Raw genomic sequence first — 26,575 nt, 5'->3', positions numbered from 1 at the left:
GGATTCGGCCGCCGGTGATCACATGTCGAGCACCAGCCGGTCGCCGCGGGCCCGGGACACGCAGATCAGCATCGAGTCGTGCCGTTCGGCATCCGTCAGCAACTCGTCCCGGTGCTCGACCTCGCCCTCCAGCACCCGCTGCTGACAGGTGCCGCAGAAGCCCTGCTCGCAGGAGTACGCGGTGCCGGGCAGTTCCCGGCGTACGGCGGCCAGCACGCTGGAATCCGCCGGGACCGTCACCGTGCGTCCGCTCCGGCGCAGTTCCACCTCGAAGGCGGCGTCCGGGCCGGCCGCCGTACGCGGCGCGAACCGCTCCAGGTGCAGGGTGGCCCCCTCCGGCAGCGCCCGCTCCACGGCCGCCATCAGGCCCTCGGGGCCGCAGCAGTACACCGCCGTGCCCTCGGCCGTCCCCGCGAACAGCGCGGCCAGGTCCGGCCGCCCCTCCTCGTCCTCGGCGACGACCGTCAGCCGGTCGCCCGCGAGCTTCGCCACCTCGTCCAGGAACGGCATCGAGGCCCGCGTCCGCCCGCCGTACAGCAGCCGCCACTCGGTGCCGTCCGGCAGGGCCCGCAGCATCGGCAGGACGGGGGTGATGCCGATGCCGCCGGCGACGAAGACGTAGGCGGGCGCCGCGACCAGGGGGAAACGATTCCGCGGTCCGCGCACCTCCAGCTCCATGCCCTCGGTGAGCTGCTCGTGCACCTCGCGGGAGCCGCCCCGGCCGTCCGGCACCAGCCGGGTGGCGAGGGTGTACGCGGAGGTGTCCCCGGGGTCCCCGCACAGGGAGTACTGCCGGACGAGCCCCGAGGGCAGCACCAGGTCGACGTGCGCCCCCGGCTCCCAGCGCGGCAGCCCGCGGCCCTCCAGGCGCAGCCGTACCACCCCGTCGGCGATGGTCTCGTGCGCGGTGAGCAGCAGCCGCGGGGGCCGGGTCCGGGCCTGGCCGGAGACCGGCGGGTCCAGGGCGGGCAGCGGCCACAGCGGCGAGGCGCTCACCCGGCGGCGCAGCGCCCGCCGGGTGAGCAGGGCGGCGGCCGTGGCGCCCGCGACGAGCGCGGCGGTGCGCGGCTTCGGCATCACGCGGCCCTCCGTTCCGCCGCCGTGGCCGCGGGGGAGACGGCCAGGTAGGCGAGGGCCTGCGCGGTGTCGCCCTCCCGCGCGGGGTGGTAGGCGCGGCTCAGATAGCGGGGTATGGACCGCAGCATGTCCCCGGTGCCGGGCAGCAGGCCCCGCTTGCCCCGGTCGTGGAAGTCCTTGAGCGTGGCCCTGCCATCGGTGAGGGTCGGGTCGTTCGCCATGAAGAACCGCGCCCCGCGCTGCCACAGGAACACCAGTGCCGTGAAGGCGGTGGCCCAGGTCCGCACCCGTCGGCGGTAGCTTCCGTCGAGGTGCGTGAACAGCTCGAAGGCGACCGAGCGGTGCTCCACCTCCTCCGCGCCGTGCCAGCGCAGCAGGTCCAGCATGACCGGGTCGGCGCCGCGCCGGTCCAGCTCCCCGGCGTTCAGCACCCAGTTCCCGAGGAACGCCGTGTAGTGCTCGATGGCCGCGATCAGCGCCACCCGCTCCAGCAGCCACCATCTGCGCGGCCTGCCCGGCGGCAGGGTCCGGTCGCCGAGCAGCTTCTCGAAGAACCAGTCGACCTGCGCGGTGTACGGCGTCGGGTCGAGCCCCAGCTCCTTCAGGCGGGGCAGCACCTCGTCGTGCGCCTGGGAGTGCACGGCCTCCTGCCCGATGAAGCCGATGACGTCCTCGCGGAGCCGGTCGTCCCGGATCAGCGGCAGCGCCTGCTGGTACACCCGCACGAACCAGCGCTCCCCGGCGGGCAGCAGCAGGTGCAGCACATTGATGGTGTGCGTGGTGAAGGGATCGCCCGGCACCCAGTGCAGCGGCGTGCCGTCCCAGGAGAAGGACACCTGGCGTGCCTTGAGCGGCACCCGGGCCTGCGTATTAGACATGGCGTCAATGTACTGACGGGTAGCGCGGCTGAGAACCCCCCGCGCCCCACCTTCGCGGCTGCGAATCCCCGCGCCCCCCTTGTCGACGCCGGTGCCGCTACGGCAGACCTCGCCGACGTCGCTACCGCAGGCCGCTGATCTCCCGGCCGTCCGCCGACACGCCCTTCAGCTCGGCCCGCGCCCCCTGCTCGGCCCGCGCCACCAGCAGCGGCCCCGGCCCGGACGCGGTGACCCCGCCCGTGGCCTCGATCGACGCCGTGTCCTTGCTGCCCGCCGCCAGCAGGTACCAGTTCCCGGCCGCCGACTTCCACAGCACCCCGGCCAGCACCCGGGGGTCACGCGGCCCGCAGGCCGGCACGTCCGCGCCCTTGGCGACGACCGCCCCGGCCGCCCCGCCCGGAGCCCGGAACTGGGCCAGCGCGATCGTGCCGTCCCCGCGCCAGGTCTCCGCCCGGGTGCACACCCAGGTAGCGGACCCTCCCCCACCCTCCGGGCGGGGGGACCCCCATCTCGCTTCGCTCGCGTCGGGCAGCGGCTGCTCGGCGAACACCCAGGCGTTCACGCTGCGCACGCCCGCGGAGCGCTCGGCCGCCAGCGAGCAGGCGAACGGCGCCCAGGTGCGCAGCCCCCGCGGACTAGAGGCGTCCTCGGCCGCGCCGGGCCGCCCGGCCGTCAGCCGGGCCGGGACCAGCTCGCCGAGGTCGGTGCCCAGGTGCGTGCCGGAGGCGTCGGTCAGCTGGAGCACGGTCCACGAGGCGCAGCCGCCGGACTGGAGGGCGGGGCCGGCCAGCGGCCCGGTCACGCCGTCGGCGAGGGGGAGCGGGACGGCGGCCGAGTCCGGTTTCGTCAGGTCCCGCTGGGCCGCCTTCGTCACCCAAGGAGCGGTCAGATAGCGGACGTTGGCGTCGGAGCGGCCCAGCACCAGCGCGCTCGCCTCCGCACCCGTCGCGCCGTCGACCCGGGCGAAGTCCAGGGCCGCGCCCTGCGTGCCGTCCTTCGGCTCGGCGTAACGGGCGATGCGCAGGCCGTCGTGGAGGAGCACCACGCGGGCGGCGTCGACCTCGCCGGCGTACAGCAGCTGCGGCGGGCCGGCCGGGCCGCCGGTCGGGGTGCCGGGGGTCGCCGAGACCCGGACGCTCCTGCCGGGGCGGGCCCACACGGCCAGGGCACGGCGCAGCAGCTCCTGGTCACCGGTGAGCGGGCCGCGCGCGGGCCACACGGAGAAGTCGGTGCGGTCCGCCGTCCGCCAGGCGTCGGGGGCGGCCCGGGTCAGCCGGCCCGGGTCGAGGGCGGCCTCGGCGGCGGGGTTCTGGGCGTACACGGGCGCGGCGGCGCCGTCCGGGCCCCAGCCGCCGCCCGGCAGGGCCACCAGCGCGCCGCAGATCGCGAGCGCGGCGGCGGCGGCGAGGGCGGCCTTGGTGTGCTGGCGGCGGCGCACCAGATCGGTGGGCCGGGCCTGGAGCGTGCACGGGTCGAACTCGGGGGAGGAGAGCAGCCCCGGATGCGCGGGCACACCGTTCGCCGAGGCCAGCGCGCCTCCCGGATCGGACACCCCGGCTGCCTTCAGCAGCTTGCGGATGTCCGCGTCGGGCAACTGCTCCAGGCCGCGCAGCACATAGGCGGCGCGGGCCGGGCCGGAGAGGGCGGACAGCCGCTGGTCCAAGGCGAGTTCGTCGGCGCCGCCGGAACGCGGGAACAGCCTGAGCCCCCACACCTGCGGCAGCGGCGGCGGCAGCTGGGCCAGGCGGGGCAGGCCCCGGCGGGGACGGGCCGCCGCCAGGGCCATGCGCAGCACCCGCTCGCGCAGATAGGCGTACCCCGGGTCGTCCGCCCGGCCGCCGCCCTGGGCCGGGATCGGGGCCGGCTGCTTGCGGCCCCGGGGCAGCGCGCGCTGGGCGAGGGCGTGTGCGGTCAGCACGCGGCGGCCGCGGCCGAGGCCCGGTGGCAGCACGAGGTAGGCGAGCCGGACCAGCCGGGGGTAGTGCTCGGCGAGCACGGCCTCGGCCTGCTCGGCGTCGACCGGCCCGGGACCGGCGGAGGGTGCGTGGCGCTGGGAGAGATCCTGTGACTGCACGCCCGGAAGAACGAGCGAGCCGGTGGACGGTCACCGCCGCGCGCCCGGTTCAGACCTCCGGATCGACCAGGGCGCGCGCATAGTTGGCCATCGACCGCTGGTAGCGCGGCAGATGCGGGGCGAGCGCGCCGAGCACCAGGGACAGGCCCTCGCGGTCGCGGCCGAGGCTGGACAGGCACAGGGCGAGGACCGCCCGTACCGCGTCGTCCAACTCGTCCGACGGGGCGTCGAGTTCGGGGGTGAGCAGCTTGACGCCCTCCTCCGGCTGCCCGATGTTCCGCAGCGAGCTGGACAGTTGGATCTTCGCTTGGCGGCGCTCGGAGCCCGTGAGGCCGCGGGCCAGCGCCTCCCGGTACAGCGGTACCGCCTTGTCCGAGTGCCCGGTCGAGTCCCAGGCGCAGGCCCGCTCGAACGGGCCGAGCGGGCTGTCGGCGGGCAGTTCGGCGACGAGGGTGTCGATCAGCGCGCGGAACTCGTGCGCCCGCTCCGGCGGATAGTCGTCGAACGAGCCCCAGGCGGCGGCCACGCGGTCTTCCCAGTCTTGGTTCACCGCGCCACCCTCGCACACGCGTGCGTGCCCGGTCACCGGTTTTGAGCGCACCGGGCCCGGGGGCCGTATCCGTGGGGGCCGGGGCCTGCCCGGTACACCAGGACCGGAGGGACAGATGAGGGTGACGCGACTCGCGCCCGTCGCGGCCGTACTGCTGGCGCTGGCGTCGGCGGGCTGCGGCTCGGGCGAGGACACCGGCCGGGTGCCGCCCGCCGCGACCGGCAGCCTGGAGGAACTGGCCGCCGAGGTGGAGTGCGAGCCGGACGTGCAGACCGACGCCGACGAGATCCGCCAGGCCGTCTGCAGCACGGCGGAAGGGCGGTTCGTCCTCGCCACCTTCGCCACCGACCGGGGCCGGCGCGAGTGGACCGACGCAGCCGAGGACTACGGCGGCCACTATCTGGTCGGCCGCAAGTGGGTCGCCGTCGGCGACGAAAGGGTGGTCCGGGCGCTGCGCGGCACGCTGGGCGGTGAGCTGGAGGCGGGCGCCGGCCACCACGCGCACGGCGGCTGAGCCGGTAGCGGGCAGGGCGAAGGCCGGTGACGAGGGGGACGTCACCGGCCTTCGGTCAGCTGCCCGCGGTGGGGGTCACGCGCAGCTGAGACCGCGGTTGAGGCAGTCGGCGATCCTGTCGGCCAGTCCGTTCTTGGTGACGCTGATGAAGTCGTCGTGGTCCGTGGCCGCCTTGTGCAGCTGCTCGGGGAAGCCGTCCACCGCATAGGCGTTCCTCACCCGTCCGTTCCGGATCACCGGCGGGGGAACGGCGTACACGAGCCGCATGGTCAGCTGCGGGATCGCCGTGAACCCGTCCGGGCAGGCGCCACTGGCCGGGTCGGCGAAGGCCACGTGCGTACGGTGGTTGGCGCTGTCGGTGTTCCGCCCGTCCCAGCAGCTCTGGAAGGCGAAGGAGCGCACCACCTCGCTGCCCCGCGGACAGATCGGGTACCGGTCGGTGAGCTGCACCTTGTCCTCGAAGCCGGTGCAGCTCCAGTGCGCGTTGGCGTTGGCCGGGCCGTTGGTGGTGGCCTTGGCGTCACCGGTGATGACGCGCAGGAACCGCGGCATCGCGACGACCTTGCCCACCGGGCTGCCGACGTACTTGATCTCGGCCCGGACCGGGGTCAGGATGCGGCCGACGTTGCCCTCCTTGCCGCCGCCGTCGGCGTTCTGGTCGAAGTCCCGGGTGCCGTCCTGGACGCGGACCACCGGCCAGTAGTACGACGACAGGTCAGCGCGGTTGCGGCAGCTGGTCCCGCCACGCAGGAGCGTCCGATCGCTCGCGAAGGCGTCGACCTTCTGGTTGCCGACGTAGTCGTGCAGGTGGTGCGCGCCGTTGGTGACACCGGGGGCCACGATCACGTTGTCGGTGTTGTGGTTCTTGTTGGCGTTCACCCCGCAGCGGGTGGTGAACGTGCCGGTCGAGGCGTTGCCGGTCCGGCGCGGTCCGCCCCGGACGTTCGGTGCGACCTCGGTGATGTCCACGAAGTCCGCCGCGACGGGGCCGTTGCCGGCCTGCCCGCCGATGCCTCCCCGCTGCCCGCCGTCGTCCCGCCGCCCCCCGTCTCGCGGCCCGCCGGCCGCGTCGGTCCGGTTCGTGCTCCGCGTCGTGCAGGGGGCGAGCCGTTCCAGCGCGGTGTCGAAGGACCCGCCGGCCCGCTGGATGCCGGTCCGGATCCGGTCGATCGTCGCCGCGCGTTTCTCGCCGAGAGGACCGACGATCGCGTTCCGCACGAACCCGGGGTCCTTCGCCTGTGCGTCCCGGGTGCCGGCGAGCCGGGCGTACGCCTCGGTGATCTGCCGGTCCAGGGTGGCCAGTTCACGGGCGACGCCCTGCCGGGCCGGCTCCGGCACGTCCGTCAGCCGCTGGCCGACGTCCGGGCAGGAGACGGTCGCGACCCGGGCCGTGGCGGCCTTGGTCCGGTTGTCGCCCCAGGCCCGCTGGTCCGGCTCGTGCGCCGAGGCGTGGACGTTCGCCCAGACCAGCCCGCCCCCGCCGAGCGCCAGGGCCGCCACCGCGGCGAGGGCCTTGGCGGCCGGCGGCGTACGGCGTTTTCGAGTGTTGCGTCCCATGGAACTCCTCTGACGTCCTTCTGGGGGCGGCACCGAGGCGCCCGGCAGGAGTGAAGCGGCGCCCTTCCATACGGACGCCGCCCCAGAGGTGTTCACCGGTCTCGTGAATTCCCCGACGAATCAGCGGGGGCCGGCGGATCAGCGGTCCCGGTCCAGATAGGCGAGCACCGCCAGGACGCGCCGGTTGTCGTCGTCCGAGACCTCCAGGCCCAGCTTGGCGAAGATGTTGGAGGTGTGCTTGGCGATCGCCCGTTCCGTCACCACGAGCTGGGCCGCGATGCCCGCGTTGGACCGGCCCTGGGCCATCAGCTCCAGCACCTCCCGCTCCCGCGGGGTCAGCCGGGCCAGCGGCCGGTCGTCGGCCGACCGCCGGGACAGCAACTGCTGGATCACCTGCGGGTCCATGGCCGTACCGCCCGCCGCCACCCGTCGTACCGCGTCCACGAACTGCTCCGCGTCGAACACCCGGTCCTTGAGCAGATAGCCCGATCGCCCCGGCGCCGTCGGCGAGCAGCTCGCGCGCGTACAGCTGCTCCACGTGCTGGGAGAGCACCAGCACCGGCAGCCCGGGCCGCGTCCGGCGGGCGGCGAGCGCGCACTGCAGGCCCTCGTCGGTGTGCGTGGGCGGCAGCCGTACGTCCACCACGGCCACGTCCGGCGTCAACTCCTCCAACGCCTCGGCGAGTTCGGGACCGGTCTCCACGGCCGCGGCGATCTCGAAGCCGTAGGCCGTCAGCATCCGCACCAGCCCGTCGCGCAGCAGGAAGAGGTCTTCGGCTAGGACAACACGCACGGGATCTCCATGGTCACCATGGTGGGGCCGCCGGCGGGGCTGCTGACGGCCAGGACGCCGTCGAATGTACCGAGCCGGCGCTCCACCCCCGCGAGCCCCGAGCCGGCCCCCACCACCGCGCCGCCCCGCCCGTCGTCGGTGACGGTGAGCCGCAGCCGGCCGTCGGTGTGGTGCACGTCGATCCAGACCCGGTCGGCTCCGGAGTGCTTGACCGCGTTGGTCAGCACCTCGTTGACCGCGAAGTAGGCGGCCGACTCCACCGGCGCCTCCGCCCGGCCGGACAGCTCCACGCTCACCTCGGCCGGCAGCGGCAGCCGCAGCGCCAACGCCCGTACCGCGTCGCCCAGTCCGCGCTCGGCGAGGACCGGCGGATGGATGCCGCGCACCAGGTCGCGCAGCTCCTCCAGGGCCTCGGCGGAGTTCCGGCGGGCCTGCGCGATCAGCTTCTTCGCCGCGGCCGGGTCCCGTTCGACCAGCATCTCGATGGTGCCGAGGTCCATGCCCATGGCGACCAGCCGGGCCTGCGCGCCGTCGTGCAGGTCCCGTTCGATCCGGCGCAGCTCGGCGGCCGAGGTGTCCACCGCGTCCCGCCGGGTCTCGGTCAGCACCCGCACCCGCTCGGTGAGGTCGCCCCGGCCGCCGCCGAGCACGGCCCGGGTGAGCCGGAAGTGCGCGGTGAGCAGCCGCGGGGTGAAGCGGTGGGCGACCACCAGCAGCACGGCCGCGAGGGCGGCGGCGAGCAGCGCGGTCGCCTGCCCGGTGACCGGCACGAACGCGTACCAGTAGATGTCGCCCGGTTCCCGCACGTACGCCCGCCACAGCCCGGCCGCCACCAGGAACCCCTGGACGGGGAAGAACAGCAGCACGGCCGGGAGCAGCGCGGTGACCGTGCCCGCGGTCATGTCGGTGAGCAGCCACAGCAGGTCCCGCCAGGTCTGCGGGTCCCGGAGCAGGGTGACCGTGCGCGTCCACGGGCCCGCCCCCGGCGGCACCGGCCGGTACACCACCGGTATCACCACCCCGCCCCACTCGGCGGCCAGTTGCCGCCGCACCTGCGCGTACCTGCGGACCGCGCCGAGCACCGGAGGCACCAGGAACAGGCCGAGGCCGAGCGGGAGGAGTTCGAGGGACATGACGGTGAAGGCGAAGCACAGCACCGTCACCGGCGGCATCGCCAGGGCCAGGACCAGCCCCTGTACGGCGGCCAGCACCGCCTGCCGGGTGCGGGCGCGGAAGTCGTCCCGCTGGACGTCGGTGTTCATGGCGCCAGTCTGGCCGGTCCGCCGGGCCCGGTCACGGGGCGGAGCCCCACGTCAGGGGGTGGTGCCAGGTACACCCCCGGCCAGGCCCAGCACCTTCGCCTCCACCTCGGGGTCCAGGCCCGGACGGGTGCGGTCGGTACGCAGCGGCCCGGTGCCGCCGAGCCCGCTCAGCCAGCGCCAGGTGTCCTCGACCGTCTGTGCCACCGGGCGGCACACCAGCCCGGTCGCCACCGCCCGCGACACGTCCGCGCCGTGCACGGCGCCGTGTGTCTCGCCGCCCGGCGGCACCCACACCGGCAGCTCGGTCCACGGCTCGATCCCGGCGGCCAGGATCGCCTCCGGAGCGGTCCAGCGCAGCTCCGCGTCCGCGCCGGTCGCCCGTACACAGGTGGCGAGCAGCTCGCCCATGGTGGTGTGGCCGGGCGGGCTCACCAGGTTGTACGGCCCGCCCAGGCCGCGTTCCAGGGCGCCGAGCAGCCAGTCGGCGAGGTCCCGGGCGTCGATGTACTGGAGGGGCAGCTCGCGCGGGCCGGGCGCCAGGACCGGGCCGCCGCGCGCGATCCGGGTCAGCCACCAGGGCAGCCGGCCCACGTTCTCGTACGGGCCGAGGATCAGCCCGGCCCGCACCAGCAGCGCGTCCGCCGCGCCGAAGGCGCCGACGACGGCCAGTTCCCCGCCGCGCTTGTCGGCCGCGTAGTCCGTGGCCCCGGCGTCGGCGGCGCCCTCGACCAGCGGGGCGTCCTCGGCGGCGCCGGGCGGCCAGGGCCACACGTACACCGACCGGCTGGAGACGTACGCGTACCGCCCGGCCCGGCCGCGCAGCAGCCGGGCCGCCTCGTGCACGGCGCGCGGGGCGGCCGACCAGGTGTCCACCACGGCGTCCCAGCCGGCCCGCTCCGCGGCGAGCGCGGCGAGGCCGTCGGGCGCGGTGCGGTCGCCGTGCAACGACCGCGCTCCGGGCGGCGGTTGGTGACGTCCCCGGTGGAAGACGGTCACCTCCCAGCCGCGCCCGAGCGCGGCCTGGACGACGGCCCGCCCCACGAACTCCGTACCGCCCAGCACGAGAAGTCTCATGCCGGTGATCCTGCCCGGTCCGGGGCCGTGGGCGCGCGGGGCTCTGCCGAGGGCAGAACGGTCAGCGGGCGGTCGCCGGGGTGTACTTGTAGCCGACCCGGCGCACGGTCTGGATCGACTTGCGGTGCCGGTCGCCCAGCTTGCGGCGCAGCCGGGCGATGTGCACGTCCACGGTGCGGCCGTCGCCGACGTGCCCGTAGCCCCATACCGTGGTGACGAGCTGGTCGCGGGTGTGCACCCGGTGCGGGTGCGCCACCAGGTGGGCCAGCAGCTCGAACTCCAGGTAGGTCAGGTCGAGTTCGCGGCCCTCGACGCTGGCGGTGCGCCGCACCGGGTCGATCCGCACCAGCGGCTCGGCGCCGGGGTCCGGCTCGGTGCGCCCGGCCTGGTCCTCCGGCTGGTCGGGGACGGCGACCGGCGGGAACGGGGGCCGCTGGTCGGCGGGGACCAGCACCAGGTAGCCGACCATCGGCGGCCGGCCCGGCAGGGTGGGCAGGGTGTGCTGCGGCGCGGGCAGCCAGGTGGCGCCCGGCGGCAGGAAGTCCGCCACGTGGACCGCCTCGTCCCGGTCTACGGCGCGCAGCCGGTGCCGGGTGCCGTTCGGGGCGGGGGCGGGCAGGGTGGCGGTGGAGAGGGATCGGGTGGTCGCCATGAGAGGTCAGCTCTTTCGCGCGAGGAGTTCGTCGGGAGGGTGCGGCGGCCCGGTTCGTGGTCGGGCGTCGCCGGCGGACGTACGTCGTTTCGCGCTGGCCGAAGGCCGGGGGTACGGCTTTAGAGGGCCCGCGCGTTCATCGCGGGGCGACACACACGGTCGAAGTCGTGGTGCTGACGGGAAGGCCAGAACGGCTGGAGGTCGTAGCGACCCGTCGCGGTGCTCTGCTGGATGCCGGCCATGCTCTTATTGAAGCAGAGCCGTGCGGCGGGCAGGAGCCTCCTCTCACTGCTTGGACGCTTCCTTGGTGTGACATTGACGTGACAAACGCGCCGGACCCCGGATTACGGGCCTGTTCAGCGGCCTGGAGCGGGCCGGGGGAGTCCGGGAGGCCGTCTCACATTCCGGACGGCGCCGAGGGTCGGCCACCGTGGCACGGGGTCAACGGCCGCCCCCCGAGGCGGCTTACGGGATACGCGACGGGGGCGCCCGCCGTCACGGCGGGCGCCCCCGAGGTGCGGGACGGATCAGACCTGGCCGGCCTTCTCCAGCGCGGTGCAGCAGGTGTCCACCAGCAGGCGGGTCACCACGTACGGGTCGACGTTCGCGTTCGGGCGGCGGTCCTCGATGTAGCCCTTGCCGTCCTTCTCGACCTGCCACGGGATGCGCACCGAGGCACCCCGGTCGGAGACGCCGTAGGAGAACTTGTCCCACGGGGCCGTCTCGTGCAGGCCGGTCAGGCGCTCGTCGATGCCGGCGCCGTAGTTCTTCACGTGGTCCAGCGGCTTCGAGCCCTCGCCGAGCGACTCGCAGGCGGTGATGATGGCGTCGTAGCCCTCGCGCATGGCCTTGGTGGAGAAGTTGGTGTGCGCGCCCGCGCCGTTCCAGTCGCCCTTGACCGGCTTGGGGTCCAGGGTCGCGGAGACACCGAAGTCCTCGGCGGTGCGGTACAGCAGCCAGCGGGCCACCCACAGCTGGTCGGAGACCTCCAGCGGGGACAGCGGGCCGACCTGGAACTCCCACTGGCCGGGCATGACCTCGGCGTTGATGCCGGAGATGCCGAGGCCCGCCTTCAGGCAGTTGTCGAGGTGGGCCTCGACGACGTCCCGGCCGAAGATCTCGTCGGCTCCGACACCGCAGTAGTAGCCGCCCTGCGGGGCCGGGAAGCCGCCCTCGGGGAAGCCCAGCGGACGGGAGCCGGCGAAGAAGGTGTACTCCTGCTCGATGCCGAAGATCGGCTCCTGCGCGGCGAACCGCTCGGCCACCTCGGCCAGCGTCGCGCGGGTGTTGGTCGGGTGCGGGGTCAGGTCGGTGTCCAGCACCTCGCACAGCACCAGGATGTCGTCGCCGCCGCGGATCGGGTCCGGGCAGGTGAAGACCGGCCTGAGCACGCAGTCCGAGGAGTTGCCCGCGGCCTGGTTGGTGGAGGAGCCGTCGAAGCCCCACAGCGGCAGCGTGTCGAGACCGGCCGGGGCGCCCGTGATGACCTTCGTCTTGGAACGGAGCTTGGCCGTCGGCGAGGTGCCGTCGATCCAGATGTACTCAGCCTTGAAGGTCACGGGGGCCACATCCTTCGGGGTGGGTCGGGCGCATCCGCCTGGGCGGTTGCCGCGGCGCTGCGGCACTGGGGCGCCGCTCGAACTGCGGGCAGCCTGTCAACAGGCGGTTTCCCGGCCATTGCCCGAATGTGAACGCCGTGTTACCCGACGCCTGTGTGCCGAGGCTCACGTCGTGGGACCACGCGGTGAGAGGGAGCGGTCCCGGCCGTGCGGATTGCGTACGACCGGGGTTCCCCGGCACGACGGCAGGGGTCAGTGCTCGCTGCGGGCCAGGGCCTCCCGTACGGCCTCCTCGCTGCGGGCCACCAGCGCCGTCCCGTCGTCCGCGGTGATGATCGGCCGCTGGATGAGCTTGGGGTGCCCGGCGAGCGCGGCGATCCAGCGGTCCCGGGAGCCCGCGTCGCGCGGCCACTCCTTGAGCCCCAGCTCCTTGGCCGCCGCCTCCTGGGTGCGGGTGATGTCCCACGGTTCGAGACCCAGCCGGTCCAGCACGGCCCTGATCTCGTCCTCGCCCGGCACGTCCTCCAGGTACCGCCGCACGGTGTACTCGGCCCCCTCGGCGTCGAGCAGGGTCAGCGCGCTACGGCACTTCGAGCAGGCGGGATTGATCCAGATCTCCATGCGCGACACGGTACGCGGTACCGGCTCTGTTCGAATTCACGACACCTCGGCAGCCCCATCCCCACCACCGGTGACGGAACGCCAATTTCCCATGTGAGCTGCGGATTCACTCGCTTCCGTGACCGACCGATTGTCAGTGGCCGCCGGTAGACTGGAAGCAGTGTTCGAGACCGGGCGCCGGGTCGCCGGCGACCGGTCTGACCGCGACAGGAGGATGCCTGTGCCCGCTGCCGCCCTCAAGCCGAAGCCGTTGCCGACCCAGTCCACCGCCCAGCACCCCGTGCTGTTCGACTCGCCCTACCAGCCCGAGGTGAAGCGACCGCTGCCGGCCGGACGGCCGCGCCAGTGGTATGTCACGCACAACCGGCGCCTGAAGGCCATGCGCCTCGCCATAGCCCTGCTCGACTCCGGGATCTACCTGCCGGAGCAGGCGCGGAACGAGACGATCCGCGGGACGGCCGAGCGGATCGGCATGCGGCCGCCCTCCGACACCACGTGTCACATGGTGCGGACGCTGATGCGCTACTCGCGGTGAGCCGTGTGCCGGGTGCCCTCGCGCAGACGCGGGGGCACCCGGCACCGTCACCGAAGGGGCGCCTCCGAGTGCCCGTCCAGGCCCGCCAGCAGCCGCGTCACGAACTCCCGCCGGTCCTCGGCGTGGTCGCGGAACCACAGGCCCAGCATGTGTTCGGCGTCCGGGAGGTCGAAGCGGGAGAACCGGGCCCGCTCCGACAGCGCCTCCTGTATGGCCTCGGTGACCGCCGCAGGGATGACCGTGTCGTGGCCCGGCACCGCCAGCACCGCCCGGCCCGCGTACGCGCGGAACACCTCCAGGGCGGGGGAGTCCCGCCAGCTGTCCGGCGTGCGGATCAGCTCCGAGAAGCGGCTGTCGCCGTTGCCGAACGGCACGTCCCAGGCGTCCTGGCCGTACACGGCGGGCGCGCACAGCCCCACGGCCGCGACCCGGCGCCCGTAGTGCCGCATGAGATCGGCGACCGTCTGCCCGCTCATGCTGAAGCCGACGATGACCAGCGGATCGCCCGCCGGAGCGTGCGCGTCGAGCACCGCCACCGCCTGCTCGTACCGGCGGCGCAGACTCAACTCCGCCAGCTCGCCCGTGCTTTCACCGTGCCCGGAGAAGTCGAGGGCGAGGGCGCGGCAGCCTTGGCCGGCGAAGTCGGCGAGGAACGGCAGCAGCCGCTCCTTGCTGCCGTTGCCCGCGCCGTGGAGCAGCAGCGCCGTGGCCCGGCCGGCCGGTCCGGCACCGGCCCCGCTGAGCCGTTCACCGTCGTACGCGTGCGTGAAGGGGGAGATTCGGTCCATGCGGGCCATTCACTCACGGCGCCCCGCCGCGCCCGCGCGAACCCCTCGCACACCGCCCCAGGGGCGCGCGGAAAACGGGATGCGCCGGTGATCGCGCCCTTCCTACGCTGTACGTACGGAGACGGCACAGACACGCTCCGCTTCCCCCCCAACTCACCCCACGGAGGTCCGTCATGCGTGGCATTCTCGCGACCGGGACCGTGGTCCTGGTGATCCTCGGAATCGGAAACCATCTCTGGTGGCTCGCCGCGGTGGCGCTGCTGTACCTGTACGCGACACACGGCCGCGGCTCCCCCGGCACGACCCCGCCCGCCCCCACCTCCAGCGCTCTGCCCGACACCTACCGGGCGTACCGCGAGCGCCGCGACCGCCAGGCCCGCTGGGAGCGCCGCTACCGCCGCGAGCGCCCTTTCGAGGCCCGCCGGCAGGAGCGGGAGAAGACCCGGTAACCCGGTGGTCGGGGCTGCCACCGGCCGGCACAGGCCGGCGGCGCCCCAGGCGCCCCGCTGTCCGGTGCGCACCCCCGGCCCCCGTGGCCCTCGTGGCCCCGTGGGGAGATCAGTAGCCGGACCGCAGCTGCGCGTACCCCAGCAGCACGATCACCGCGGCCACGCACCCGAGCACCACGGCCGTCGACACCCAGGAGGACCGGCGTGGCCCCACCGGGTCCGGGTCGGCACGGAAGGGCGCCGGCTCCGGCGGGTTCTCCTTCCACCGCGCGGCGAGCATCCGGGCCCGCGCGGAGGGCTCCTTGTGCTCGGCCGAGTTCACCCACGCGTGATCGAACTCGCGCTCCCAGTCGTCCTGTTCCGCCATCCCCGTGCAACCTCTCTCGTCCGGCACTGCGGAGGCATGATCCTCCGACAATAGGAAGTTCGAGAAGCGAGAAAGGTTGCACAGCCATGGAAAGCCCGAGGCCCCGCCGCTCACGGGGAGCGGCGGGGCCTCGGGTGTGGTGCGGGGGCCGTCACACGTCGAAGTACAGCTCGAACTCGTGCGGGTGCGGGCGGAGCTGGAGGGGGGCGATCTCGTTGGTGCGCTTGAAGTCGATCCACGTCTCGATCAGGTCGGACGTGAACACGTCGCCCTGGAGGAGGAACTCGTGGTCGGCCTCCAGCGCGTCGAGGACGGCGTTCAGCGAGGTCGGGACCTGGGCGACGTTCGCGTGCTCCTCGGGAGCCAGCTCGTACAGGTCCTTGTCGATCGGCTCGGCCGGCTCGATCTTGTTCTTGATGCCGTCCAGGCCCGCGAGCAGCAGCGCCGAGAAGGCGAGGTACGGGTTGCCGGAGGAGTCGGGCGCGCGGAACTCGACGCGCTTGGCCTTCGGGTTGGAGCCCGTGATCGGGATGCGCATCGCGGCCGAGCGGTTGCGCTGCGAGTACACCAGGTTGATCGGCGCCTCGAAGCCCGGCACCAGACGGTGGTACGAGTTCACCGTCGGGTTGGTGAAGGCCAGCAGCGACGGAGCGTGCTTGAGGATGCCGCCGATGTAGTAGCGGGCCATGTCCGACAGGCCCGCGTACCCGGCCTCGTCGTAGAACAGCGGGTCGCCGTTGCTCCACAGCGACTGGTGCACGTGCATGCCCGAGCCGTTGTCGCCGAAGATCGGCTTCGGCATGAAGGTCGCGGTCTTGCCGTTGCGCCAGGCCACGTTCTTCACGATGTACTTGAAGAGCTGGAGGTCGTCGGCGGCGGCCAGCAGCGTGTTGAACTTGTAGTTGATCTCCGCCTGGCCGGCGGTGCCCACCTCGTGGTGCTGGCGCTCGACCTTCAGGCCCTGCTTGTCCAGCTCCAGGGAGATCTCGGCGCGCAGGTCGGCGAAGTGGTCGACCGGCGGGACCGGGAAGTAGCCGCCCTTGTAGCGGACCTTGTAGCCGCGGTTGTTCTCCAGGGCGCCGGTGTTCCAGGCACCCGCCTCGGAGTCGATGTGGTAGAAGGACTCGTTCGCCGAGGTGGCGAAGCGCACGCTGTCGAAGACGTAGAACTCGGCCTCGGGACCGAAGTACGCGGTGTCGGCGATGCCCGTCGACGCCAGGTACGCCTCCGCCTTCTTCGCCACGTTGCGCGGGTCACGGGAGTACTGCTCGCCGGTGATCGGGTCGTGGATGAAGAAGTTGATGTTGAGGGTCTTGTCCCGGCGGAACGGGTCGACACGGGCCGTGGACAGGTCGGCACGCAGAGCCATGTCGGACTCGTGGATGGCCTGGAAACCGCGGATCGACGATCCGTCGAAGGCCAGCTCCTCGTCCGGGTCGAACGCCTCGACGGGCACCGTGAAGTGCTGCATGACGCCCGGCAGGTCGCAGAAGCGGACGTCGACGAACTTGACGTCCTCGTCCGCGATGAACTTCTTGGCCTCGTCGGCGTTCTGGAACATCCAGCTCCTCCTACTCCCGACCGTCCTCGCCGGGGTGGTAGATCGTTCGTGCGGCCAGTGCGGTGGCACACGGTGGTCTCGACCCTAGGGACGGGTGATTTCTCGGGCGTGACCCGTTTGTTTCGCAGACGTTAACCGGCCACGTGTCCACCGTAGCCCCCGTTCACCCCTGCGCGTAGTGTCCGAAACCGGGCGCAGTACCGTGGACGCGTGGACAACAGGCAGGCAATCGGATCGTGGCTCTCCGGCCCGCGCGCGGCCATGGAAGAGGCGGGCGCCGACTTCGGCTACCGGGGCGAGCAGCTCGGGCTCCCGGAGCACGGGCCCAACTCGATCGCACGGCCCGGACGGCGGCTCGGCGCGCTCGCCGTGGACTGGGCGCTGTGCGTCCTGATCGCATACGGCCTGATCACGCACGGCAACGGAGCGCTCACGAGCAACTGGGCGCTCGGCGTGTTCTTCGTGCTGAGCGCGCTCACCGTCGGCACGGTCGGCTGCACCCCCGGCAAGCGGCTCTTCGGCATCCGGGTGGTCGCCCTCGGCACCGGCACGGTCAGCCCGGGCCGCGCCCTGCTGCGCACGGTGCTGCTGTGCCTGGCGATCCCCGCGCTGGTCTGGGACCGCGACGGCCGCGGCCTGCACGACCGCCTCGCCAAGACCGTCGAGGTCCGCATCTGACAGCGCCCCGGCGGATGCGCCGGAGGGACCGCCCGCGCCACCGGTACGGGTGATCCTTCCGGCGTGCCGTTCCGTCGGCCTACCTCTTGCGTAGCACCGCCCGTGCCACCGGTACGGGTGATCCTTCCGGCGTGCCGTTCCGTCGGCCTTCCCCTTGCGTAGCACCGCCGGCGCCACCGGTACGGGTGATCCTTCCGGCGTGCCGTTCCGTCGGCCTACCCCTTGCGCAGCACCGCCCGCACCACCCGCCGCAGCTCGGCCTCCGGGTCCGCCGCGGCGCCGGGCGCGCGCCAGGCCACGAAGCCGTCGGGGCGGACCAGCACCGCGCCGTCGGCCGTCGTGCCGTGCAGGCCCGCCCAGTCGGTGCCGCCGCCGGGGCCCTCGCCGTCGTAGGCGAGGTCGGCGTCCGGGCCGGTGCCGACGCGGTACGCCTCCAGCCGTACCCCGTCCGTGGCCGCGACGCGCCGCGCCGCGGCCTGCCAGGCCGCGCCCGCCGCCGAGCCGGCGTCGCTGAGGAGGACCAGCGAGCGCTCGTAGAGGTCGATCGTGGAGAGCCGTTCGCCCGCCCGGCGCAGCCACAGGTGGGGGGCCCGGCTGCCGGGGTCCGCGGTCAGCCGCACCCCGTCGGGTACGACCGGCTGGGCCGGGTCGGCGTCCAGGACGGCGCCCTCCAGATAGCGGTAGGCGAGGACCACCGGGAGGATGCCGCTGCGCGGGCCGCCGCCGACGCCCGGGGTCGGGGCGAAACCGGGGTGGCTGTGCTCCACGGAGCGCGCCGAGGCGCGGGCGCTGGTGGCCAGGGCGACCGGCCGGCGCTCGGTGTCGTAGGTCTCCAGCAGCTCGGGCCCGGCCCAGCCGTCGAGCACGGCGGCCAGCTTCCAGGCCAGGTTGTGCGCGTCCTGGATGCCGGTGTTGGAGCCGAACGCGCCGGTCGGTGACATCTCGTGGGCCGAGTCCCCGGCGAGCAGCACCCGGCCGGCCGTGTACCGCTCGGCGACCCGTTCCGCCGCGCGCCAGGACGCCTTCCCGGTGACCTCGATGTCGAGGTCCGGCACCCCGACGGCCAGCCGGATGTGCCGCTGGAGGCGTTCCTCGGTGAACTCCTCCAGCCGCTCGCCGTGCTCGGGGTGCCAGGGCGCGTGGAAGACCCAGTGCTCCTTGTTGTCGACCGGCAGCAGCGCGCCGTCGGCCTCCGGGTTGGTGAGGTAGCAGCAGATGAAGTGCCGGTCGCCGACGGTCTCGGCGAGCAGCTTGGACCGGAAGGTGACGCTGACGTTGGCGAACAGGTCGCCGGGGCCGCTCTGCCCGATGCCGAGCCGGCGCCGCACGGGGCTGCGCGGGCCGTCGCAGGCCGCCAGGTAGTCGGCGCGGACCGTGTAGAGCTCGTCGCTGTCGCGGTCCCGGACGAACGCCGTCACTCCTTCGGGGTCCTGGGAGAAGGACTCCAGCTCGTGGTAGTAGCGCAGGTCGCCACCGAGCGCCCGGGCCCCCTTCAGCAGTACCGGCTCCAGATCGTTCTGGCTGCACAGGCACCACGTGGTGGGACTGAACTTGGCCAGCCCGCCGCCCGGGTCGATGTGCCGGAACAGCCATTCCCCGGCGTCGCCCGCCAGCGTGGGCGTCTGCAGGATGCCGTGGTTGTCCGCGAGCAGCGAGGCCGCCGCCTTGATGTCCGGCTCGATGCCGGCCACCCGGAACAGTTCCATCGTGCGCAGGTTGTTGCCGCGGCCACGCGGGTGGATCGAGGTCCCGGAGTGCCGCTCGACGAGCATGTGCGGTACGCCGAGACGGCCCAGGAACAGGGAGAGGGACAGGCCCACCAGGGAGCCGCCCACGATGAGGACGGGCACCCGGTGATCGGCTTTCTGCTGCATCAGGGCTCCAGAGGCGAAGGTTCGGGATGCGGGGCGCATTGGTGTTTGTGTGCCCTCTGGGACGGCTTTCGCGTGCTCAATCACCCGCGTGGTTCACGCGAGTCGCGCGACCCGGCACGAGCGGCACAGGATCAAGAAGCGCTGACGTCGCGTCATCGGCGGCCGGCGTTGCCTCTGCCCCCGTGAAGGAGATGTGCGCAGCATGACCACCTTGTCGGAAAAGCCCTCGGCCCCCTCGACGCGCCAGGTGTCGAAGCGGGTCTCCCAGTCGGTGTTCGACGGCTCCCGCCTGCGGGTCGTCCTCCTGGTGGACGTCCACGACGGCGCCCAGCAGCAGTTTCTGGAGGCCTACGAACAGCTGTGCAACCAGGTGGCGCAGGTCCCCGGTCACGTCAGCGACCAGCTGTGCCAGTCCATCGAGAATCCCTCCCAATGGCTCATCACCAGCGAGTGGGAGAGCGCCCCGCCGTTCCTCACCTGGGTGAACAGCGAGGAGCACGTGCGGATGGTGGAACCGCTGCACAGCTGCGTGCGGGACACCCGGTCGCTGCGCTTCCACGTCGTCCGCGAGACCGGGGGAGCGGCCGCCGACTCCGCCGAGCGCCGCCGGCTCCAGACGTCCCCCCGGATCGGTGACGGGGTGATCCGGCACGCGCTCACCTTCACGGTGCGGCCCGGCAGCGAGGCGGAGGTGAAGCGGATCCTGGCGGACTACGCCTCGCCCCGGGCCCGGGTCGACGAGACCACCCGGCTGTGCCGGACCTCCCTGTTCATGCACGGCAACCGGGTGGTGCGGGCCATCGAGGTGCGCGGCGACCTGCTCGCGGCGCTGCGCCACGTCGCCCGGCAGCCCGAGGTGCGGGCCGTGGAGGAGGCCATCAACCCCTATCTGGAGCAGGAGCGGGACCTGAACGACCAGGAGTCCGCGCGGGTCTTCTTCACCCGGGCGGCGCTGCCCGCCGTGCACCACGTCACCGCGGACGAGCTGACCGAGGGCGAGCGGCTGGCCCGCTACTACCCGGCCCGGCCGGGCAGCGGGATGCGGCTGGCGGAACTGCTCGCCCAGCGGGACGAGGCGGCGGCGGACGACCCGGACAGCCCCGTGCTGCGCAGCACGATCTTCCAGCGCGACGACGTGGTCGTCCGGCTGCTCGACGTACGCCCCGGCCTCGGCGCCCAGGCCGCCCTGGCGGAGCCCGGGCACCTGGCCGGGCTGGAGGCACTGCTGGACGGCGAGCCCGTCGGCATGGACCTCGTCACCGACCGCCGTTCGCCCGACGCCTGACCCGGGCCGGCCCAACCAACGGAGGAACACCGTGATCAAACCCCTTCCGAAGATCGTGGACCTGAGCGAGATCGAGCCCAACACCCGGCGCGGCGGTGATCTGCGCGCCATGCTCACCCCCAGCACGGTGGGCGCCACCAGCGGTTTCATGGGGGTGGCCATCGTCCAGCCCGGCGACCGCATCGGCGAGCACTACCACCCCTACTCCGAGGAGTTCGTCTACGTCCTGTGCGGGCAGCTGGAGGTGGACCTGGACGGCGAGCCGCACCCGCTGCGGCCCGAGCAGGGGCTGATGATCCCCATCAACATGCGCCACCGGTTCCGCAACGTCGGCAACGTGGAGGCGCGGCTCGTCTTCCACCTGGGCCCGCTCGCCCCGCGGCCGGCCCTCGGCCACGTCGACACCGAGGAGACGGCGCAGCCGCTGGCCGCCGTCGCCGAGCCCGCCGGCCGGGAACAGGTCCGCTCATGACCCGGCGCGTGGCGGTCACCGGCATAGGCGTCGTCGCTCCGGGCGGGATCGGCGTACCGGCGTTCTGGGACCTGCTGGCCGAAGGCCGTACCGCGACGCGGGGCATCACGTTCTTCGACCCGGCCGGGCTCAGGTCCCGGATCGCCGCCGAGTGCGACTTCGATCCCGCCGCGCACGGCCTGGACGCGGAACAGGTCCAGCGGGCGGACCGGTACATACAGTTCGCGCTGGTCGCCGGGGCGGAGGCGGTCCGGGACTCCGGTCTCGACCTGGCCCGGGAGGACCCCTGGCGGGTCGGCGTCTCCCTGGGCACCGCCGTCGGCGGCACCACCCGCCTGGAGCACGACTACGTCCTGGTCAGCCACCGCGGGCAGCGCTGGGACGTCGACCACACCGAGGCGGAGCCGCAGCTGCACCGGGCGTTCTCGCCGAGCACCGTGGCCTCCGCGGTGGCGGAACGTTTCGGCGCACGGGGTCCGGTGCAGACCGTCTCCACCGGCTGCACCTCCGGACTGGACGCCGTCGGATACGCCTTCCACACCGTCCAGGAGGGGCGGGCCGACATATGCGTGGCCGGGGCCTCGGACTCCCCGATATCCCCGATCACCATGGCCTGCTTCGACGCGATCAAGGCCACGTCCCCGAACAACGACGACCCCGCGCACGCCTCCCGGCCCTTCGACAACAACCGTGACGGCTTCGTCATGGGCGAGGGCGGCGCGGTGCTGGTCCTGGAGGAGCTGGAGCACGCCCGGGCCCGCGGTGCCCATGTGTACTGCGAGTTCGGCGGCTACGCCACCTTCGGCAACGCCTACCACATGACCGGCCTGACCAAGGAGGGCCTGGAGATGGCGCGGGCCATCGAGACCGCCCTCGGCCAGGCACGGCTCGACCCCACGGCGATCGACTACGTCAACGCGCACGGCTCCGGCACCCGGCAGAACGACCGCCACGAGACGGCGGCCGTGAAGCGGGCGCTCGGCCACCACGCCTACGACACCCCGATGAGCTCCATCAAGTCCATGGTGGGGCACTCCCTCGGGGCGATCGGCGCCATCGAACTGGTCGCCTGTGTGCTGGCCCTCGCCAAGCAGGTCGTACCGCCGACCGCGAACTACGAGATCCCCGACCCGGAGTGCGACCTGGACTACGTCCCGCGCGTCGCCCGCGAACGCAAGCTGACCAGCGTGCTGTCCGTGGGCAGCGGGTTCGGGGGCTTCCAGTCCGCGGTGATCCTGACCCGGCCGAGGGAGTGAGGACACACGATGAGCGAACCGAAGGACCGGCAGGCGGCCATCACCGGCATCGGGGTGGTCGCGCCCAACGGCACCAGCACCGACACCTTCTGGAAGGCCACCCAGGAGGGCCTCAGCGTCCTCGGCCGGGTCACCCGCGAGGGCTGCGAGCACCTTCCCCTGAAGGTGGCCGGTGAGGTCCGCGCCTTCGACCCGGCGGCCACCATCGAGGAGCGCTTCCTCGTCCAGACCGACCGGTTCACGCACTACGCCATGGCCGCGGCCGACTTCGCGCTGGACGACGCCCGGCTCGGGCCGTCCGGCATCCCGGACGCGCCGTACTCCATCGGCGTGGTCACCGCCGCCGGCTCCGGCGGCGGCGAGTTCGGCCAGCGCGAACTGCAGCGACTGTGGGGCAAGGGCAGCCGGTTCGTCGGGCCGTACCAGTCCATCGCCTGGTTCTACGCCGCCAGCACCGGCCAGGTCTCCATCCGCCGCGGCTTCAAGGGGCCCTGCTCCGTCGTCGCCTCCGACGAGGCCGGCGGACTGGACGCCCTCGCCCACGCGGCCCGGGCGGTGCGCCGCGGCACCGACGTGATCGTGGCCGGCTCCACCGAGGCGCCGCTCGCGCCGTACTCGATGGTCTGCCAGCTCGGCTACGCGGAACTGAGCCGGGAGACCGACCCGGCCCGGGCCTACCTCCCCTTCACCGAGGAGGCGCGCGGGTTCGTGCCGGCCGAGGGCGGCGCCATGCTCGTCATCGAGGCGGCGGGCACCGCCGAGGACCGCGGCGCCGCCGTCCGGGCCGTCGTCGCGGGCCACGGGGCCACCTTCACCGGCGCCTCCCGCTGGGCGGAGTCCCGCGACGGCCTCGCGCACGCCGTCCGGCAGGCCCTGGCGGAGGCCCGGTGCGCACCCGAGGAGATCGACGTCGTCTTCGCCGACGCCCTCGGGGTGCCGGAGGCCGACCGGGCCGAGGCCCTGGCGCTCGCCGACGCCCTCGGCCCGCACGCCGCACGGGTCCCGGTCACCGCGCCGAAGACCGGGATCGGCCGCGGCTACTGCGCGGCCCCCGTGCTGGACACCGCCGCGGCCGTGCTGGCGATGGAGCACGGCCTGATCCCGCCGACGCCGAACGTCTTCGACGTCTGCCACGACCTCGACCTCGTGACCGGCCACGCCCGCGTCGCCGAACCGCGCACCGCCCTGGTGCTCAGCCGCGGACTCATGGGGTCGAACTCGGCGCTGGTGCTGCGAGCCGGCACCAGGCAGTGAGCACAGCAAAGGAGGAAAGCACATGCCGCAGATCACCGTGGAAGAACTCGCCGCGCTGATGAAGAAGGCCGCCGGGGTCACCGTCAGCCCGGAGCAGCTGATGGAGAAGCCGGACACCGGCTTCGACGTCCTCGGCGTCGACTCGCTCGGCCTGCTCGGCATCGTCGGCGAGCTGGAGAACACCCACGGCACCCCGATGCCGGTGGACGCCGAACGCTGCAAGACGCCGCAGCAGTTCCTCAACCTCGTCAACACCACCCTGATGGCAGGAGCCTGACATGGCAGGACACACCCAGAACGAGATCACCATCGCCGCCCCGCTGGACCTGGTCTGGGACATGACCAACGACCTGGAGCGCTGGCCGCAGCTGTTCAGCGAGTACGCGTCGGTGGAGGTCCTCAAGCGGGAGGGCGCCAAGACCACGTTCCGGCTGACCATGCACCCGGACGAGAACGGCACCGTCTGGAGCTGGGTCTCCGAGCGCGAGCCGGACCGCGACTCCCGCACCGTCACGGCCCGCCGGGTGGAGACCGGCCCCTTCGCCCACATGGACATCCACTGGAGCTACGAGGAGGTCCCGGCCGGCACCCGGATGGTGTGGACCCAGGACTTCGCGATGAAGCCGGACGCGCCGGTCGACGACGACTGGATGACCGACAACATCAACAAGAACTCCAAGGTCCAGCTCGCCCTGATCCGGGACAAGATCGAGCAGGCGGCGGCCGGCCGGCGCCCCGCCCCGGCCCTGGCCGACTGAGCCGGAGAGCAGGAGACGACCGTGCACCAGGCCCTGATCGTCGCCCGCATGGCCCCGGGCTCCGCGCCGGACATCGCCAAGGTGTTCGCGGAGTCCGACCGCGGGGAGCTGCCGCACCTCGTCGGGGTGGTCCGGCGCAGCCTCTTCCAGTTCGGCGATGTGTACATGCACCTCATCGAGTCCGAGCGCGAGCCCGGACCGGCCATCGCCAAGGTCACCTCGCACCCCGAGTTCAGGGAGGTCAGCGAGCGGCTGTCGGCGTACGTCAGCGCGTACGACCCCGAGACCTGGCGGTCCCCGAAGGACGCCATGGCCCAGCGCTTCTACGTCTGGGAGCGCGACGCCGGAGTCTGAGATCCCCGTCCGGAGCACCGGTGCCGGGCCCGCGTCGCACGCGGACCCGGCACCGGTGTGCCGTGGGGGAGCGGTCTCAGCCGCGGACCGTGCAGTCGAACGCGTGCAGGAACGGGTTGACCGGGCGGACGTCGCCGACCTCCAGGCCCGCCGCCCGCAGCCGGCCGGTCATGCTGGCGGTGGTGTGCTTGGCCCCGCCCACGTTGAGCAGCAGCAGCAGGTCCATGGCGGTGCTGAACCGCATGGACGGCGTGTCGTCCACCAGGTTCTCGATCACGACGACCCGGGCGCCGGGACCGCCCGCCTCGACCACGTTGCGCAGCAGCCGGGCGGTGGACTCGTCGTCCCACTCCAGGATGTTCTTGATGATGTAGACATCGGCCCTGACCGGGACGGCCTCGCGGATGTCGCCCGGCACGATCCGGGTCCGGCCGGCCAGGTCGCCGCCCGCGCGCAGCCGGGGCAGCGCGTTGTCCACGACCCGCGGCAGGTCCAGCAGATAGCCCAGCATCGCCGGGTACTTGTCCAGCAGGCTGGCCACCACGTGCCCCTGCCCGCCGCCGAGGTCGGCGACCGAGTCGCTGCCGGACAGGTCGAGCAGCGCGGCGACCTCCCGGGCCGACTGCTCGCTGGAGCGGGTCATCGCCCGGTTGAAGACGTCGGCGGACTCCGGGGCGTCCTCGTTGAGGTACTCGAAGAACTCCTTGCCGTACAGGTCCTGTACGACGTTGTGGCCGGTGCGCACCGCCCGGTCCAGCCGGGGCCAGGCGTCCCAGGTCCACGGCTCGGTGCACCACAGGGCGATGGCGCGCAGGCTGTCGGGGGCGTCCTCGCGCAGCAGCCGGGACATCTCGGTGTGGGCGAACGTGCCGTCGGGCCGCTCGGCGAAGACGCCGTAGCAGGACAGGGCGCGCAGCAGCCGGCGCAGCGGCCCGGGCTCGGTGTGCACGGCCGCCGCCAGGCTCTGGGCGGTCATGGGGGCGTCGCCGAGGGCGTCGGCGACCCCGAGCCGGGCGGCGGCGCGGACGGCGGCGGCGCAGGCCGCCCCGAACACGAGCTCGCGCAGCCGCATCGACGGCGGCGGGGTGGGGGGTGCCCCGGGCTCCGGCGCGGTGGAGAGCGCGGGGGATGGTGCGGTCATGTGCCGCCTTCCTTCCTTGCGTGGGTCGGGTACGGCCGTCCGGTCAGCACAGGCCCGCGGGCCTGGAGGCGCGGCAGGAGTTGCGGCTGAAGGCGTTGCCGCTCTTCGCCGCCTCCTGGTTGACCAGGTCCGCCGGGGAGTTGGCCGACAGGTGGTTGCCGGTGATCCGGTTCCGCTCGCTGGTGACGCCGACGAAGCTCTTGAACAGGACGATGCCGCCCGACAGCGGGGACTTGCCCGAGTGGCCGGTGACGGTGTTCCGGGCGACCAGGGCCTGCTCGGTGCCGGTCAGCACGATGCCGGAGCCCTGGAGGTGGGGCAGCCGGGCGGTCTTCGGGCAGTACTTGTTGTTCCGCTCGACCAGGTTGGCGCGCACGGTCAGCGCGCCCGCCCGGGGCTTGTTCTCGTCGCCCACGACGAACACGCCGGCGCAGTTGCCGGTGACGTGGTTGCGCCGGACGGTGAGGTTGCGCAGCCGGCGCACGGTGAGGCCGATCCGGTTGCCCTCCAGCAGGGTGCGCTCGACCACCGCGCCCTTGCTGTCCTTGGCGCCCTGCTCGGCCTTGACGCTGTTGGCGAGGAACAGTCCGGCGTCGCCGTTGCGCCGGGCGGTGTCACGGCGGAAGACGCCCCGGGTGGAGTGCTCCTGGGCGATGCCCCACTGGCCGTTGTCGTCGGCGGTCACGCCGGTCACGGTCAGGTGGTCGGTGCCCATGGACCACAGGCCGACCTTGGCGAACCCGGTCACCTTCAGGTCGGCGACGGTGACGTCCCGCAGGGCCTTGTTCTTCCCGCCGACCACGCAGATGCCGTTGCCGGCGCCGAGGCAGGTGGGGGTGGCGCCCTTGGCGGGCGGTCGGGCCTCGGCACGGGCGGGCGGCCGGATGACGGTGCTCGGGCCCACGCCCCGCAGGGTCAGCGCGGCCGTCCTGAGCGTGACGCTCTCACGGTAGGTACCGGCCAGCACCAGCACGGTGTCGCCGGGCCGGGCGGCGTTCACCGCCTTCTGGATGGATTGTCCCGGGTGCACCACGAGGGTCCGGTGGGCCGCCGACGCCGGGGCGGCGCCGGCGAACGCACCGACGAAAGCCGTGGCGCATGCGAGGTACGTAATATGGCGTTTTGTCACATCCCGAAGGCTAAAAGCGGATGAGCCGATAACCGGCTGGATGCTCCGTTCGGTGGCGTGTCA

At 73.3% G+C, this 26,575-nt stretch carries 27 protein-coding genes and 1 pseudogene; 11 read left to right on the top strand and 17 right to left on the bottom strand.

The features are described 5' to 3' along the window. Nucleotides 1-18 precede the first annotated feature (18 nt). The 4 genes from Srubr_RS08790 to Srubr_RS08775 form a co-directional block, all read right to left on the bottom strand. Complete coding sequence (locus Srubr_RS08790; protein WP_189996460.1) at nucleotides 19-1,077, bottom strand: PDR/VanB family oxidoreductase; 1,059 nt, start codon at nucleotides 1,075-1,077, stop codon at nucleotides 19-21. Further along, entirely contained in the window at nucleotides 1,077-1,955 is an 879-nt protein-coding gene (locus Srubr_RS08785) for a metal-dependent hydrolase (RefSeq protein ID WP_189996461.1), read from the bottom strand. The genes Srubr_RS08790 and Srubr_RS08785 overlap by 1 nt, the downstream gene beginning before the upstream one ends. Nucleotides 1,956-2,076: 121 nt before the next feature. Then, nucleotides 2,077-4,029: a hypothetical protein gene (locus tag Srubr_RS08780; RefSeq protein WP_189996462.1), complete on the bottom strand. Its 1,953-nt coding sequence runs from the start codon at nucleotides 4,027-4,029 to the stop codon at nucleotides 2,077-2,079. A gap of 49 nt (nucleotides 4,030-4,078) precedes the next feature. Next, nucleotides 4,079-4,597 (bottom strand): tetratricopeptide repeat protein, encoded by a 519-nt coding sequence (locus Srubr_RS08775; protein WP_189996720.1) that lies wholly within the window; start codon nucleotides 4,595-4,597, stop codon nucleotides 4,079-4,081. A 97-nt stretch (nucleotides 4,598-4,694) separates the two neighbouring features. Here Srubr_RS08775 and Srubr_RS08770 point away from each other — a divergent pair, with 97 nt between their 5' ends. Beyond that, nucleotides 4,695-5,093, top strand: a complete 399-nt coding sequence (locus Srubr_RS08770) for a hypothetical protein (protein WP_189996463.1) — start codon at nucleotides 4,695-4,697, stop codon at nucleotides 5,091-5,093. Between the two features lie 75 nt (nucleotides 5,094-5,168). Here Srubr_RS08770 and Srubr_RS08765 read toward each other — a convergent pair whose 3' ends face one another. The 7 genes and pseudogenes from Srubr_RS08765 to Srubr_RS08735 all read right to left on the bottom strand — a co-directional run bounded on the left by Srubr_RS08765 (nucleotide 5,169) and on the right by Srubr_RS08735 (nucleotide 12,611). Beyond that, nucleotides 5,169-6,650 (bottom strand): DUF1996 domain-containing protein, encoded by a 1,482-nt coding sequence (locus Srubr_RS08765; RefSeq protein ID WP_189996464.1) that lies wholly within the window; start codon nucleotides 6,648-6,650, stop codon nucleotides 5,169-5,171. A gap of 138 nt (nucleotides 6,651-6,788) precedes the next feature. Then, nucleotides 6,789-7,443, bottom strand: a pseudogene (locus Srubr_RS08760) (LuxR C-terminal-related transcriptional regulator). Then, the gene (locus Srubr_RS08755; RefSeq protein ID WP_189996465.1) at nucleotides 7,428-8,705 is read right to left on the bottom strand and encodes a sensor histidine kinase; all 1,278 of its coding nucleotides are present in this window, start codon (nucleotides 8,703-8,705) and stop codon (nucleotides 7,428-7,430) included. The pseudogene Srubr_RS08760 and the gene Srubr_RS08755 overlap by 16 nt, the downstream one beginning before the upstream one ends. A 51-nt stretch (nucleotides 8,706-8,756) precedes the next feature. Beyond that, nucleotides 8,757-9,779: an NAD-dependent epimerase/dehydratase family protein gene (locus tag Srubr_RS08750; protein ID WP_189996466.1), complete on the bottom strand. Its 1,023-nt coding sequence runs from the start codon at nucleotides 9,777-9,779 to the stop codon at nucleotides 8,757-8,759. 61 nt (nucleotides 9,780-9,840) lie between these two features. Next, a complete protein-coding gene (locus Srubr_RS08745) occupies nucleotides 9,841-10,431 on the bottom strand; it encodes a winged helix-turn-helix domain-containing protein (RefSeq protein WP_189996467.1) in 591 nt (196 codons plus the stop codon). A gap of 527 nt (nucleotides 10,432-10,958) precedes the next feature. Continuing rightward, nucleotides 10,959-11,990 carry a glutamine synthetase gene (glnII, locus tag Srubr_RS08740; RefSeq protein WP_189996468.1) on the bottom strand — a complete coding sequence of 344 codons (1,032 nt, stop codon included), beginning with the start codon at nucleotides 11,988-11,990 and terminating at the stop codon, nucleotides 10,959-10,961. Nucleotides 11,991-12,242: 252 nt separating this feature from the next. Beyond that, a complete protein-coding gene (locus Srubr_RS08735) occupies nucleotides 12,243-12,611 on the bottom strand; it encodes an arsenate reductase family protein (RefSeq protein ID WP_189996469.1) in 369 nt (122 codons plus the stop codon). Nucleotides 12,612-12,831: 220 nt separating this feature from the next. On the opposite strand from Srubr_RS08735, the gene Srubr_RS08730 reads away from it, so the two are divergent. After that, nucleotides 12,832-13,146 (top strand): hypothetical protein, encoded by a 315-nt coding sequence (locus Srubr_RS08730; protein WP_189996470.1) that lies wholly within the window; start codon nucleotides 12,832-12,834, stop codon nucleotides 13,144-13,146. Nucleotides 13,147-13,193: 47 nt separating this feature from the next. On the opposite strand, the gene Srubr_RS08725 is transcribed toward Srubr_RS08730, so the two are convergent. After that, nucleotides 13,194-13,934 carry an alpha/beta hydrolase gene (locus Srubr_RS08725; protein ID WP_229926733.1) on the bottom strand — a complete coding sequence of 247 codons (741 nt, stop codon included), beginning with the start codon at nucleotides 13,932-13,934 and terminating at the stop codon, nucleotides 13,194-13,196. Nucleotides 13,935-14,107: 173 nt separating this feature from the next. On the opposite strand from Srubr_RS08725, the gene Srubr_RS08720 reads away from it, so the two are divergent. Continuing rightward, a complete protein-coding gene (locus tag Srubr_RS08720; protein ID WP_189996472.1) occupies nucleotides 14,108-14,383 on the top strand; it encodes a hypothetical protein in 276 nt (91 codons plus the stop codon). Between the two features lie 109 nt (nucleotides 14,384-14,492). Here Srubr_RS08720 and Srubr_RS08715 read toward each other — a convergent pair whose 3' ends face one another. Both Srubr_RS08715 and glnA read right to left on the bottom strand, forming a co-directional pair. Beyond that, entirely contained in the window at nucleotides 14,493-14,750 is a 258-nt protein-coding gene (locus tag Srubr_RS08715; RefSeq protein ID WP_189996473.1) for an SCO2583/SCO2584 N-terminal domain-containing protein, read from the bottom strand. Nucleotides 14,751-14,901: 151 nt separating this feature from the next. Continuing rightward, nucleotides 14,902-16,311 carry a type I glutamate--ammonia ligase gene (gene glnA / locus Srubr_RS08710; protein ID WP_189752547.1) on the bottom strand — a complete coding sequence of 470 codons (1,410 nt, stop codon included), beginning with the start codon at nucleotides 16,309-16,311 and terminating at the stop codon, nucleotides 14,902-14,904. A gap of 210 nt (nucleotides 16,312-16,521) precedes the next feature. On the opposite strand from glnA, the gene Srubr_RS08705 reads away from it, so the two are divergent. After that, on the top strand, nucleotides 16,522-16,989 hold the full coding sequence (locus tag Srubr_RS08705; protein WP_189996474.1) for an RDD family protein: 468 nt from the start codon (nucleotides 16,522-16,524) through the stop codon (nucleotides 16,987-16,989). Between the two features lie 215 nt (nucleotides 16,990-17,204). Here Srubr_RS08705 and Srubr_RS08700 read toward each other — a convergent pair whose 3' ends face one another. Further along, entirely contained in the window at nucleotides 17,205-18,863 is a 1,659-nt protein-coding gene (locus tag Srubr_RS08700) for an FAD-dependent oxidoreductase (RefSeq protein ID WP_189996475.1), read from the bottom strand. Nucleotides 18,864-19,065: 202 nt separating this feature from the next. Here Srubr_RS08700 and Srubr_RS08695 point away from each other — a divergent pair, with 202 nt between their 5' ends. The 7 genes from Srubr_RS08695 to Srubr_RS08665 are packed head-to-tail and all read left to right on the top strand — an operon-like array spanning nucleotide 19,066 to nucleotide 24,242. Next, nucleotides 19,066-20,148 carry a SchA/CurD-like domain-containing protein gene (locus Srubr_RS08695; RefSeq protein ID WP_189996476.1) on the top strand — a complete coding sequence of 361 codons (1,083 nt, stop codon included), beginning with the start codon at nucleotides 19,066-19,068 and terminating at the stop codon, nucleotides 20,146-20,148. A 31-nt stretch (nucleotides 20,149-20,179) separates the two neighbouring features. Further along, complete coding sequence (locus Srubr_RS08690) at nucleotides 20,180-20,620, top strand: cupin domain-containing protein (protein ID WP_229926734.1); 441 nt, start codon at nucleotides 20,180-20,182, stop codon at nucleotides 20,618-20,620. Beyond that, on the top strand, nucleotides 20,617-21,876 hold the full coding sequence (locus Srubr_RS08685) for a beta-ketoacyl-[acyl-carrier-protein] synthase family protein (protein WP_189996477.1): 1,260 nt from the start codon (nucleotides 20,617-20,619) through the stop codon (nucleotides 21,874-21,876). Before Srubr_RS08690 ends, Srubr_RS08685 begins: the two co-directional genes overlap by 4 nt. 9 nt (nucleotides 21,877-21,885) lie before the next feature. Continuing rightward, nucleotides 21,886-23,130, top strand: coding sequence for a ketosynthase chain-length factor (locus tag Srubr_RS08680; RefSeq protein WP_189996478.1), 1,245 nt, complete (start codon nucleotides 21,886-21,888; stop codon nucleotides 23,128-23,130). Between the two features lie 22 nt (nucleotides 23,131-23,152). Then, on the top strand, nucleotides 23,153-23,407 hold the full coding sequence (locus Srubr_RS08675; RefSeq protein ID WP_030783119.1) for an acyl carrier protein: 255 nt from the start codon (nucleotides 23,153-23,155) through the stop codon (nucleotides 23,405-23,407). A gap of 1 nt (nucleotide 23,408) precedes the next feature. Then, nucleotides 23,409-23,888, top strand: a complete 480-nt coding sequence (locus Srubr_RS08670; RefSeq protein WP_189996479.1) for an SRPBCC family protein — start codon at nucleotides 23,409-23,411, stop codon at nucleotides 23,886-23,888. A 21-nt stretch (nucleotides 23,889-23,909) separates the two neighbouring features. Beyond that, entirely contained in the window at nucleotides 23,910-24,242 is a 333-nt protein-coding gene (locus Srubr_RS08665; RefSeq protein WP_189996480.1) for a TcmI family type II polyketide cyclase, read from the top strand. A 76-nt stretch (nucleotides 24,243-24,318) separates the two neighbouring features. Here Srubr_RS08665 and Srubr_RS08660 read toward each other — a convergent pair whose 3' ends face one another. Together Srubr_RS08660 and Srubr_RS08655 are read right to left on the bottom strand one after the other, a co-directional pair. Further along, on the bottom strand, nucleotides 24,319-25,314 hold the full coding sequence (locus Srubr_RS08660; RefSeq protein ID WP_189996722.1) for a methyltransferase: 996 nt from the start codon (nucleotides 25,312-25,314) through the stop codon (nucleotides 24,319-24,321). A 112-nt stretch (nucleotides 25,315-25,426) separates the two neighbouring features. Continuing rightward, nucleotides 25,427-26,512 carry a right-handed parallel beta-helix repeat-containing protein gene (locus Srubr_RS08655; protein WP_189996481.1) on the bottom strand — a complete coding sequence of 362 codons (1,086 nt, stop codon included), beginning with the start codon at nucleotides 26,510-26,512 and terminating at the stop codon, nucleotides 25,427-25,429. Nucleotides 26,513-26,575: the final 63 nt, after the last annotated feature.

It is taken from the genome of Streptomyces rubradiris (genome assembly GCF_016860525.1).
GTDB lineage: Bacteria > Actinomycetota > Actinomycetes > Streptomycetales > Streptomycetaceae > Streptomyces > Streptomyces rubradiris.
The sequence above is the reverse complement of the archived record's forward strand: the minus strand, read 5'-3'. Positions and strand labels throughout refer to the sequence as shown.

What these genes read in the sequence shown, in the direction of transcription:
- Srubr_RS08790 (WP_189996460.1), bottom strand. Translation starts at nt 1,077, where the DNA reads ATGCCGAAGCCGCGCACCGCCGCGCTCGTCGCGGGCGCCACGGCCGCC.
- Srubr_RS08785 (WP_189996461.1), bottom strand. Translation starts at nt 1,955, where the DNA reads ATGTCTAATACGCAGGCCCGGGTGCCGCTCAAGGCACGCCAGGTGTCC.
- Srubr_RS08770 (WP_189996463.1), top strand. Translation starts at nt 4,695, where the DNA reads ATGAGGGTGACGCGACTCGCGCCCGTCGCGGCCGTACTGCTGGCGCTG.
- Srubr_RS08765 (WP_189996464.1), bottom strand. Translation starts at nt 6,650, where the DNA reads ATGGGACGCAACACTCGAAAACGCCGTACGCCGCCGGCCGCCAAGGCC.
- Srubr_RS08755 (WP_189996465.1), bottom strand. Translation starts at nt 8,705, where the DNA reads ATGAACACCGACGTCCAGCGGGACGACTTCCGCGCCCGCACCCGGCAG.
- Srubr_RS08750 (WP_189996466.1), bottom strand. Translation starts at nt 9,779, where the DNA reads ATGAGACTTCTCGTGCTGGGCGGTACGGAGTTCGTGGGGCGGGCCGTC.
- Srubr_RS08745 (WP_189996467.1), bottom strand. Translation starts at nt 10,431, where the DNA reads ATGGCGACCACCCGATCCCTCTCCACCGCCACCCTGCCCGCCCCCGCC.
- Srubr_RS08735 (WP_189996469.1), bottom strand. Translation starts at nt 12,611, where the DNA reads ATGGAGATCTGGATCAATCCCGCCTGCTCGAAGTGCCGTAGCGCGCTG.
- Srubr_RS08725 (WP_229926733.1), bottom strand. Translation starts at nt 13,934, where the DNA reads ATGGACCGAATCTCCCCCTTCACGCACGCGTACGACGGTGAACGGCTC.
- Srubr_RS08720 (WP_189996472.1), top strand. Translation starts at nt 14,108, where the DNA reads ATGCGTGGCATTCTCGCGACCGGGACCGTGGTCCTGGTGATCCTCGGA.
- Srubr_RS08715 (WP_189996473.1), bottom strand. Translation starts at nt 14,750, where the DNA reads ATGGCGGAACAGGACGACTGGGAGCGCGAGTTCGATCACGCGTGGGTG.
- glnA (WP_189752547.1), bottom strand. Translation starts at nt 16,311, where the DNA reads ATGTTCCAGAACGCCGACGAGGCCAAGAAGTTCATCGCGGACGAGGAC.
- Srubr_RS08700 (WP_189996475.1), bottom strand. Translation starts at nt 18,863, where the DNA reads ATGCAGCAGAAAGCCGATCACCGGGTGCCCGTCCTCATCGTGGGCGGC.
- Srubr_RS08695 (WP_189996476.1), top strand. Translation starts at nt 19,066, where the DNA reads ATGACCACCTTGTCGGAAAAGCCCTCGGCCCCCTCGACGCGCCAGGTG.
- Srubr_RS08685 (WP_189996477.1), top strand. Translation starts at nt 20,617, where the DNA reads ATGACCCGGCGCGTGGCGGTCACCGGCATAGGCGTCGTCGCTCCGGGC.
- Srubr_RS08680 (WP_189996478.1), top strand. Translation starts at nt 21,886, where the DNA reads ATGAGCGAACCGAAGGACCGGCAGGCGGCCATCACCGGCATCGGGGTG.
- Srubr_RS08675 (WP_030783119.1), top strand. Translation starts at nt 23,153, where the DNA reads ATGCCGCAGATCACCGTGGAAGAACTCGCCGCGCTGATGAAGAAGGCC.
- Srubr_RS08670 (WP_189996479.1), top strand. Translation starts at nt 23,409, where the DNA reads ATGGCAGGACACACCCAGAACGAGATCACCATCGCCGCCCCGCTGGAC.
- Srubr_RS08660 (WP_189996722.1), bottom strand. Translation starts at nt 25,314, where the DNA reads ATGCGGCTGCGCGAGCTCGTGTTCGGGGCGGCCTGCGCCGCCGCCGTC.